Source organism: Micromonospora sp. SL1-18, from assembly GCF_047921505.1.
Classification (GTDB): Bacteria; Actinomycetota; Actinomycetes; order Mycobacteriales; family Micromonosporaceae; genus Micromonospora.
In genome coordinates this window covers 1-9,961 of sequence record NZ_JBLROA010000114.1, presented here as the reverse complement: position 1 = coordinate 9,961, position 9,961 = coordinate 1, and the positions used below count along the sequence as shown (strand labels likewise).

5 protein-coding genes and 2 pseudogenes are annotated in these 9,961 nt (G+C 66.7%); 4 read left to right on the top strand and 3 right to left on the bottom strand.

Going from position 1 to position 9,961, the window contains the following annotated elements; translation table 11 throughout:
* Positions 1–40 precede the first annotated feature (40 nt).
* A complete protein-coding gene (locus ACNAW0_RS29025; protein WP_416291222.1) occupies positions 41–3,265 on the top strand; it encodes a glycoside hydrolase family 2 TIM barrel-domain containing protein in 3,225 nt (1,074 codons plus the stop codon).
* Between the two features lie 40 nt (positions 3,266–3,305).
* On the top strand, positions 3,306–6,194 hold the full coding sequence (locus ACNAW0_RS29020) for a GH92 family glycosyl hydrolase (protein WP_416291220.1): 2,889 nt from the start codon (positions 3,306–3,308) through the stop codon (positions 6,192–6,194).
* Between the two features lie 664 nt (positions 6,195–6,858).
* On the opposite strand, the gene ACNAW0_RS29015 is transcribed toward ACNAW0_RS29020, so the two are convergent.
* From ACNAW0_RS29015 to ACNAW0_RS29005, 3 genes and pseudogenes are all read right to left on the bottom strand, one after another.
* On the bottom strand, positions 6,859–7,659 hold the full coding sequence (locus ACNAW0_RS29015) for a helix-turn-helix domain-containing protein (RefSeq protein WP_416291219.1): 801 nt from the start codon (positions 7,657–7,659) through the stop codon (positions 6,859–6,861).
* A gap of 93 nt (positions 7,660–7,752) precedes the next feature.
* Positions 7,753–8,091, bottom strand: coding sequence for an alpha/beta fold hydrolase (locus ACNAW0_RS29010; protein WP_416291223.1), 339 nt, complete (start codon positions 8,089–8,091; stop codon positions 7,753–7,755).
* Between the two features lie 32 nt (positions 8,092–8,123).
* Positions 8,124–8,555 (bottom strand): annotated as a pseudogene (locus ACNAW0_RS29005) (alpha/beta fold hydrolase); the annotation flags it as partial.
* A gap of 292 nt (positions 8,556–8,847) precedes the next feature.
* Between ACNAW0_RS29005 and ACNAW0_RS29000 the strand changes: the two are divergent.
* Positions 8,848–9,297, top strand: a pseudogene (locus ACNAW0_RS29000) (ATP-grasp domain-containing protein); the annotation flags it as partial.
* Positions 9,298–9,689: 392 nt separating this feature from the next.
* Positions 9,690–9,896, top strand: a complete 207-nt coding sequence (locus ACNAW0_RS28995; protein ID WP_416291218.1) for a hypothetical protein — start codon at positions 9,690–9,692, stop codon at positions 9,894–9,896.
* Positions 9,897–9,961: the final 65 nt, after the last annotated feature.

Genomic DNA, 9,961 nt, shown 5'->3' with positions numbered 1-9,961 from the left:
TAACATCGCAGTGCCGGGCGGAGTCGCAGGGCCGGCGAGCTTGGTCCTGTCACTCAACGCCGACTGGCTCTTCGGGGGGCCCTGGGTTCCGGGGAGCAGCCAGCCCGGCTTCGACGACTCCGGCTTCAACAGAGTGGGCATCCCGCACTGTGTCACCCCGCTGTCGTGGCGCGAGTGGGACCCTGCCTCCTGGGCGAAGGTCTGGATCTACCGCCGGCACTTCCACTTGCCCCCGCAGGCCCAGAAGATGCGGGCGTTTGTGGATTTCGCGGGCGCGCTCACGAGCATCACACCCACGATTAACGGCCATACCCTCGCCAAGCACCAAGGCGGATATCTGCCGTCTAGCTACGAGCTCACCGACTACCTCGTCGCCGAGGACAACGTCCTGGCGGTCAACCTCGACTCCACCTGGCAGAGCGTCCCACCGGAGGGGAGCCCCAAGGGGCCGGAATCGCTCGATCTCTTCGGGCCTGGGGGTCTCTACCGCGACGTATCGCTGCGCTTCGTTCCTCAGGTCTTCGTCAGCGACGTCTTCGCCAAACCTGTCGATGTGCTTACCAGCTCGCCGCATGTCGACGTGCAGTGCACGATCGATTCCGCAGTAACCCCGTCCTCTCCGCTCAAGGTCGTGGTGGAGCTGCTCGATCGGGGCCGCCCACTGGCGAGGACCTCCACGCCGGTCTCACTCTCCCGACCAGGGCAGGCGACGGTGTCGGTCACGCTGGACGGGTTCGGGTCGGTGCGGCTGTGGGACCCCGAGAACCCGAACCTCTACCAAGTGGTCGCCACGGTTTACATGGGTAGCCAGCCCCTGCACGACTTCTCCCGCCGCATCGGCTTCCGCAAAGCCGAGTTCACCCCCGACGGGTTCTTCCTCAACGGCAAGCGTTTCAAGCTCTTCGGCCTCAACCGTCATCAGATCTACCCGTACACCGGCATGGCGATGCCGGCCAGGGTGCAGCGTCACGACGCCGAGTTGCTCAAGAAGCTCAATTGCAACATGGTCCGGATGTCCCACTACCCGCAGGACCCGGCGTTCCTGGACGCGTGTGATGAGCTCGGGATCATGCTTTGGGAGGAGACGCCGGGGTGGCAGTACGTCGGTGACTCCGCCTGGCAGGACCTGATGCTGCAGGACGTGCACGCCATGGTCGTACGTGACCGCAGCCGCCCCTCGGTGATCATCTGGGGAGTCAAGCCCAACGAGGCGTCCCACCAATACGTAAGCCTGTACACCCAGGCCAAGGACCTGGCCAATTCCCTCGATGGATCTCGCCCCACCTCGGGGACCAGCTACAAGACCACCGAGGATTTCGTCTTCGACGTGATGGCGCGGGACGCCTACAACGGCCGCCAAGGCAACGCCTACCTGGACCCCGCCAACGGCCAGCCGGGCGTGAACGTGCCGCCATACCCCGGCGTGCCCTACCTGGTGACCGAGTCGGTGGGGGCACTCTCCGGTGCGCCCTACTACCGCTGGATCGACAATCAGGCCACCCTGGCCATGCAGGCGCGCATGCACGCCCAAGTCCACAACATCGCCGCTTCAAGGGACGCCATCTGTGGGGTGCTGGCCTGGTGTTTCGCCGACTACGACTCTCCCCGCGGCAATATTTACCAGAAAATCAAGTGGCCGGGGGTGGTCGACACATTCCGGGTGCCCAAGCCCGGGGCCGCCCCATATCTGGCGCAGGTGGACCCGTCGGTGCGGACGGTCATCGAGCCAGCCTTCTTCTGGGACTTCGGCCCGACCTCGCCCGTCACCACGCTCGGCGCCAACGCGATGATCTGGTCCAACTGCGACCGGCTAGAGGCCTACCTCGACGGCGCCCACTACACGACCCTCACCCCTAACGCCGCCTCGACCCCCGCGGGAGCGGACCAGGGCTACCCCCACCTGGCACACGCCCCCTTCTACCTGAGCACCACCGGTTTCGACGCCGCCGCGCTGCCGGAGCTGCGCCTGGACGGCTACGTCGGCTCACGCCGGGTGTTGTCTCGCTCGTTCTCCGCCGACCACTCCGGGGACCGCCTAGCCCTCTACGTCGACGACACCAGCCTGGTCGCGGACGGCTGCGACGCCACCAGGGTCGCGTTCCGCTCCGTCGACCGCTACGGCAACCCCCGCCCGTACCCCACCGGCGACGTCACCGTCTCCGTGACCGGCCCTGCGGTGTGGCTCGGCCAAGTCCTCACCTTCCAGCCCTCTGCTGACTCCGACGTGGTCCCGCTCGGGGGTCAGATCGAGGTGATTGCCACTCTGGCGAATGGCCGGTTCCCGTTCGAGGCCAACGGGGGCGTCGGTGGGATATGGGTTCGCAGCCTTCTCGACCAGCCCGGCAGCATCACGGTCACCGTTACCCACCCCACGCTCGGCACCGCAACCGCTCGAATTCGATCTGACCAGCCACCCGCGTCGACGTTCTTCGACACACCTCAACCCCAGTCGACGACAGACCCCGTGGCCGCGATGACGTTCACCAACGTCGTGCTGAGCCTTGAGGCAAGCAGTGTTTGGGACATCCAGGCGGCCGGCCCGACCACCTTCTCCACGCTCCCACCCGGGTCGACAGCCACCAGCACCTGGACCGTGACCGCCCCGCCCCGCACCGACACGCCGCCGGGCGGGCTCACCGTCAATGCCACCTTCACCCAGGCCGGCAACCCGGTTTCGACAACAGGCCCCGTCCCGCTATCGCTTGTCGCGACCCTTACCCAGGCCTTCAACAACGTGGGTATCTCCCCCGACAGCGACCCTGCTTCCGGGGACTTCAGCGGCTCCCATACCAGCTACTCCGCCGACGCCCTCGCCGCGGCGGGCCTCACCCCCGGCGGACCGGTCACGGCAGCAGGACTGACTTTCAGGTGGCCAGACTCCTCACCGGGTCAGCCCGACAACGTGATAGCCGAGGGGCAGATCATCCTGATGGAGCCTTCGCCCGGCGCCACCATCCTCGGCTTCCTCGGCGCCTCGGCCAACGGAGCGACTTCCGGGCCAGTCGTGATCACCTACACCAACGGGACCTCCACGACCAAAGACATCACGTTCGAGGCCTGGCAGCGCGGACCCAGCTCCAGCAACATCACTGCGGCCACGATTCCCTACCGCAACGGCAAAAGCGGACGCCTGGACGGCACCACCTATGTGTACGCGACCACCGTGCCGATCGACCCCAGCAAGACCGTGAAGACCATCACCCTGCCCAACGCCACCAACGGCAAGACGACAATGCACATCTTCGCCGTCGCCCTCGGCTCGTGAAGATGATGACGATCCAATCAGCCGGCAACGGGAGACAATGATGCCGAAGATATCGACACTTCATGCCTTGCTGACTGTGCCTGTCGCAGCCGCGCTGGTCCTGCCAACGGCAGGAACGACCTCAGCCAGTGAGATCAGCGCTGCCAACGACCCGCCCACGAGCTACGTGAACCCCTTCATCGGGACCGACCCGGCGCCGGACACCGGCTATGGGGGCAACTTCGACGCTGGAGACGTTTTCCCCGGCGCCACCTACCCAGCCGGAATGCTCGCCTGGAGTCCCGACACCGCAGAGCACAACATCCCTGGTGGCTACTGGTATCCGGACCGCACGATCAAGGGTTTCAGCCTGACCCACTTCAGCGGGCGAGGCTGCACGGCCTACCAAGACGTGCCGATCATGCCGGTCAACGGGCCAGTTACCTCATCACCACCGGCCAGTCCCACAGCATTCCGCTCGACCTTTTCCCACGATAACGAGGAAGCCCACCCAGGCTATTACCGTGTCGGCCTGGACAGCGGAATCGACGTCAAACTGGCGGCCACGCCGCGCACCGGAAGCGGCGAGTTCACGTTCCCCGACCAGTCCGACTCCAGTCTGATCGTCAACGCGGGCGGCAGCGTCAACGGAACCACCAGCACCGACGTCACCATCGACGTCAAGCACCAACTGGTGACGGGCTCCGCGGTAAGCAAAGTAGGCTGTGGCAACGAACGCTACACAATCTATTTCGCCGTCCAATTCGACCGGCCGTTCAAGGCCTACGGCACGTGGGACGAGAACACACTGCAGCCGGGATCCAGCTCCGCAAAGAATGCTCACACCGGCGCTTTTCTCACGTTCGACACCAGCGGCCATGAGCCCGACGCCCAGCGGGTCAGGGTCAAGCCGGCCATTTCCTACGTGAGCGTCGAGAACGCCCTGCTCAACCTCCGTACCGAGAACCCCGGCTGGAGTCTCCCTGCGGCACGGAACAAAGCCGACAAAGCATGGAACGACGCCCTCGGCCACATTCGCGTCTCTGGTGGAAGTGGCGCCGAGCTGACCAAGTTCTACACGGCGCTGTACCACACGTTCTTCCACCCGAACATATTCGAGGACGTCAACGGGGAGTACATCGGCTTCGACGACGAGATCCACACAGTCCCGTCCGGGCGCCACCAGTACCACAACATCCCCGGCTGGGATCAGTACCGGACCTTCATCAGCCTGCGCGCGATGATCACCCCGGACGAGGCGAGCGACATCATCCGGTCGATGGTCGACAACGCGCTCCAAGGTGGCGGCGGCATGCCGCGCTGGCAGCAGGCCAACCGCAACTCCAACGGCATGGTGGGAGACTCACCACCCGCTTACGTCGCGAATGCCTACGCCTTCGGCGCCACCGACTTCGACACGAAGGCCGCGCTGCACGCGCTCGACCTCGCCGCGTCAATGCCTGGCACCAAATCAGGACCGCATGACGTACGCGAGCACCTGACCGACTGGCTCCAACTGGGCTACATCCCGAACAAGCCCTCGATCACGCTCGAATACGCCACCGACGACTTCGCGCTCGCGATGTTCGCCGAGGCACTCGGCGACTCCGCCAGGCACGATAAATACCTGGCACGCGCCATGAACTGGAAGAACACCTTCAACGACGCGACCGGATATGTCGAACCGCGCGACGCCACGGGCAACTTCCCGGCCACGTTCGACCCCGGCAACAAATGCTGCGGGTTGGTCGAGGGCAACGCCGCCCAATATACCTGGATGGTGCCCTTCGACTACTCCGGACTATTCGCCAAGCTCGGAGGCGTCGACAAGACGCTCGCCCGGCTGGACGACTTCTTCACCCACCTCAACGTCGGACCCAACCGGCCGTACATGTGGATCGGCAACGAACAGAACCATAACTCGCCGTGGGAGTACGCCTTCGCCGGCGCTCCGGCCAAGGCGCAGCAGGTCGCCCGCAGGATCCAGCAAGAAGCCTTCTCGCCCCAGCCGAACGGTCTGCCCGGCAATGACGACGCCGGCGCCACCTCCTCGTGGTATGTCCTGTCGGCGCTCGGTTTGTTCCCGGCGATCCCAGGGGTGAGCGGCGTCGTGGTCGGCAGCCCGGTGTTCCCCGAGGCCACCGTGGACATGGAACACGGACACGTGCTCCGCATCCTCGGGCGCAACGCGGCGACGGACCACCCGTACGTGAAGAGTCTGCAGGTCACCGGCGAGAAGTGGGAGAGTCCATGGATCCCGTGGAGCCGGCTCGCCAAGGGCGGCACGGTCGACTTCACGCTCGGCGGCGAACCCACGGACTGGGGTACCGATCCCACCCAGGCACCGCCCTCCTGGGACGGTGAGCCGCCAACGCCACCGGGTCGGCCGACCTACGACTCCCTCGCCCAGGCATTCGACAACGTGGGGATCTCCCCCGACAGCGACCCAGCTTGCGGAGACTTCAGCGGCTCCCACACCAGCTACTCGGCCGACGCCCTCGCCGCGGCAGGCCTCACCCCCGGCGGCACGGTCGAGGCAGCAGGGCTGACATTCAGATGGCCAGACTCCTCGCCGTGCCAGCCCGACAACGTGATAGCCGAGGGCCAGATCATCCTGATGGAGCCTTCGCCCGGCGCCACCACCCTCGGCTTCCTCGGGGCCTCGGCCAACGGCGCAGCCTCCGGATCAGTCGTGATCACCTACACCGACGGGACCTCAACGACCAAGAACGTCACGTTCGCGGCCTGGCAGCGCGGACCCGGCTCCAGCAACATCACTGTGGCCACGATTCCCTACCGTAACGGCAAAAACGGGCCCCTGTACGGCACCACCTACGTGTACGCGACAACCGTACCGATCGATCCCAGCAAGACCGTGAAGACCATCACCCTGCCCAACGCCACCAACGACAAGACGACGATGCACATCTTCGCGATGGCGGCCGACTGAGCACTCGATCGCGGACGCCTCAACCGTAGCGACGGTGAGGCGTCCGCGGCCCGTTCGAGACCCCGTACTGCACCAGGGGAAACCACCGGCACGACCGCGGCGACGAGGGCTCCGCCGGACTTGGTGTCCACCCATACGGGCTCTACGAACTTGACGGGGGTCGGTCGGCTCGGTGCTGTCGTGTGTGGACCCACGGGCGCTCTCACCCCGTGTACTCCGGCTCGATCGCCGAGCCGCAGGACTACGACGGTGAGCGGCAGACCTTCGTCGTCGAGGTCGACGGCCGGCTGCGTCGCTGACGTGACGCGTGACGCCGAGCGCCCGGTCACAAGGCGAGTGCGAAGATTTGCCGTCATCTGGGCGATGTTTTCCCGTCCTCGAGATTCCGGCCCAAGTGGAGCGCCAGCAGCCGCCGTCGAGGACTTACGGCCTGCCGCCGATCGGGCGCGGCACCGCGTCAGGCTGCTTGATCGGTGCGCGCTCATGCCGCCGACTGGGTATCACGCACGGTAAGCAGCAGGCGCACGGCTCAACTTACGGTCGTGCCGATGAGAGTGTGCCTTGCGGTCGCTATTGCAGCGGCCGCCGGCGAAGTCCGCCCTGACGCGGCGGGTATTCTCAATCTGCGCGGCGCGTGGGAGCCGCATCGCCTCAGGCAGGCTGTTCAACGAAGGCCTGGGATGCGGTCGCTACCTGTCACAGGGCTCCGGGTTGGCGGTGAAGCCGGCCACGCAACGTCGTCAATCGCGAGCCACGGCGCGACGGCCACGGCCGTGGGCGTAAGCCCGGTGAACGCCTTGACCTCGCGGTGGAGGTGGGACTGGTCGACGTAGCCGCTCTCGGTGGCAACGCTGGCGGCGGCGTAGCCCGTCGCGAGAAGGTGAGCGGCGTGGTCGAACCGCACCAGTTGGGCGGCGCGTTTGGGTGTGATGCCGAGCTGGGACCGGAAGCGGGACCACAGGCGCTTGCGGCTCCAGCCGACCTGGTCCGCCAGGCCGTCGACCCGCACCCGCCCTCGGCTGGTGAGCGTCCGCCGCCAGGTGTAGGCGACTTCCGGATCGACCGGTGGGCGGGCGCCCAGCCGTCGGCCGAGGATTTCCACCGCGATCGTGAACCGTTCGTCCCATGACGCGGCGGCGCGCAGCCTGTCCTCGGCTCGCCCGGCGTCGCGGCCCCAGACATCTTCGAGGGATACCACCGTCCCGCTGAGTTCGGTCGATGCGCCGAGCACCGCAGCCGCCGCGGCCGGCTCCAGCCGGATCTGGAGGCACTCGCCGACCCCGCGGCCAGTTGCCCGAAGATTGCCGGGGAGGAGCCCGATCACGACACTGCCGCGCTCGTGCCGGCCAGGGGTGTCGCAGACGAGGCCTTCTCCCTCGCTCAGGTCGATGAGCAGGGTGACGGCTGGGTGCGCGACCATGGTGATGTCCTCGAGTGCGGGGGCATCTTGGCGGAACCCGGCCATGCTGGTCCCCGGCAGCCGAGCTGACGGGCGCGGGACTGCGATCTCCACCGACGCCCAGTCGGGTGGTGTCCCGGTCGACAGCACGTGACCAGTCTATGCCTGAGGGATCACGGGCGGGGTGTCAGCGGCCGTTGCCGTGAAGCCCAGCAGCAGTTCGCTGGTCATCTCGGGGGCCTCGAGCATGGGTATGTGCCCGACGCCGGGCAGCAGCTCGACCCACGCGTTCGGCACCGCATCGTACTGGTGTGCCGACGACGGCTCCCAGCGCGGGTCGGCAGTACCGAAGATCACCAGCACGGGGACATCGAGGGCGGCGAGACGCTCGGGCACACTCCGCTCGGCAATGTACGCGCCGTTCCGGCGCAGCACCGTCCTGAACGCGCGGTAGGTGATGCCCTTGAGATCGGCGATCGCGTCGTCCGGGACGTCCACCGGTCGAGCGGTCGTCGCCCTGATTCCTTGCGGATCATCGCGTCCGAACGCCTCGACCAGACAAGCGGGCCAAAAGGCGGGCCCAACAGGACTCGAAGAATGAACGGCTGCGGAAGGAGCGCATCGGGACTCGGGCCGGTGCTGATCAGGGCGAGCGATCTCACCAGGTCGGGGCGCTGTTCGGCAAGCGCGGTGGCGACGTACCCGCCGCTGGAGTGCCCGACCGTGGCGACCCGACGAAGGCCGAGGTCGTCGAGCATCGCCACCACCCGGCCCGCCTGCACCGGCACGTCGTATGACAGCGCGGGCGGGGATTGGCCGCAGCCCGGGAGGTCGACCCGGATGACGTGATGGTGAGCGGCCAGTGCCGGCACCACCGGGCTCCAGGAGGCGCCCGAGAACCCCGATCCGTGGATGAGCAACAGCGGCGACGCCTGCCGCAGGCCGTCGTGGACAACACGCATCCCATGCGAGTGCTCAACGTCGTACTCACTCATGCAAGGGATGATGCATGGGCTGCTGACCATCAGTCTTGGACAAATGTCGTCGTGGAATGGGCCGGGGCCGACCCTGAGCTGAACGCAACCTGATGCGAGGCGCTACGCCCCAGCTGGCCACCCACCCAAGCCACCGCTGTCCTCACCTGCCGCGATGAGGCACGGTTGCCGCCTGCGCACCCGTTACTGCGCGGGGCCAGTGATGCCGGGCGGCCACGGCTGAGCAGGCCCGGGTGGATACGCGGCCCTCGGCGCCGGCCCGGCAGTGCTGCGTGACTACACCAAGTCGGTGAAGCACTACTGGCATGAGGCGTCGTTCATTCCGGACGTGGCCGATCGCGACGCGGCATGGCGGGTGGCCAGCCGGTTTCGACAGTTGCGCGGTGACGACTACGCCGGCGGCTTTGTGCTGCGCCAGTTCGAGTCGTTCGTCGGGGCGGAGGTGAGGACCTGGTGGGTCGAGGCTTCCTGCCGCCTGGTCACCACGCACCCCGATACCCCAGAGCAGCAGCCACCCACAAAACTCGACCTGACGGCCGTGGAAGCTTCGATGCGCGCCTTGGACCTGCCGTTCGTGACTGCGGATCTCGCATTGCGCGATGATGGCAGGTGGCGAATCGTCGAGATCGGCGACGGCCAGGTCAGCGACCGGCCGCGTAGCACTGCCGCTGCCGACCTGATCGCGGCCCTCAACACCGAAAACAGTTGACCATGTACCAGCGCCGACTGTGGCCGGCCCAACGATCCGGCACTCAGCAAGATTGCGTGCACCGATCTGCCGCCGACCGCTCGATGCGGCAACCTCAGTCAGTCCCTCTGCCGTCGGCCACAGTCAGGCGTGACGCCAGCGTCAGATCATGAGATCGCGGGCGATCTTCGCGCCCGTGAACGGGTCGAACAGACCTCGCCCGTCGTGCGATACGACCATCAGGATGTCGGCGACGCTCGCCGGATCTGCTGCGGAGCCGACGCCAGCAGTCCGCCCACAGATATACCGGGCGGTTGTTGAACAGCAGCGCGGGTCTGTGGGCACTGGTCGGCGCCGGGAGCGTCTGGGCGCTCACCCGCCGCCGTCCCGCTGGACTGCCGCGGTGGCTTCCGATGATGCTGGCCTTCGTAGCGTCGGGATCGCTCTTCGCCTTGAGTTGCTGGAAGCTGCCGATGGCCGTCATCCGACCCGGCGACTACGCGACCGTCGAATATGTCACCGTCGCGGTTCTCCAGCGCACCCTGAGCATCGGCGCGAGCCTGGTCCTCCTGGCCGCCATCCTGTCGGCGGCCGCTCCCGCGGCAACGCTCAGGCGGTGAGGGTTGGCAACAGATCCGGGTTTTATCGGCAATCATAGTCGGACATTTCCATGTACTATGGGGAC

What these genes read in the sequence shown, in the direction of transcription:
- ACNAW0_RS29020 (WP_416291220.1), top strand. Translation starts at nt 3,306, where the DNA reads ATGCCGAAGATATCGACACTTCATGCCTTGCTGACTGTGCCTGTCGCA.
- ACNAW0_RS29015 (WP_416291219.1), bottom strand. Translation starts at nt 7,659, where the DNA reads ATGGCCGGGTTCCGCCAAGATGCCCCCGCACTCGAGGACATCACCATG.
- ACNAW0_RS28995 (WP_416291218.1), top strand. Translation starts at nt 9,690, where the DNA reads ATGATGCTGGCCTTCGTAGCGTCGGGATCGCTCTTCGCCTTGAGTTGC.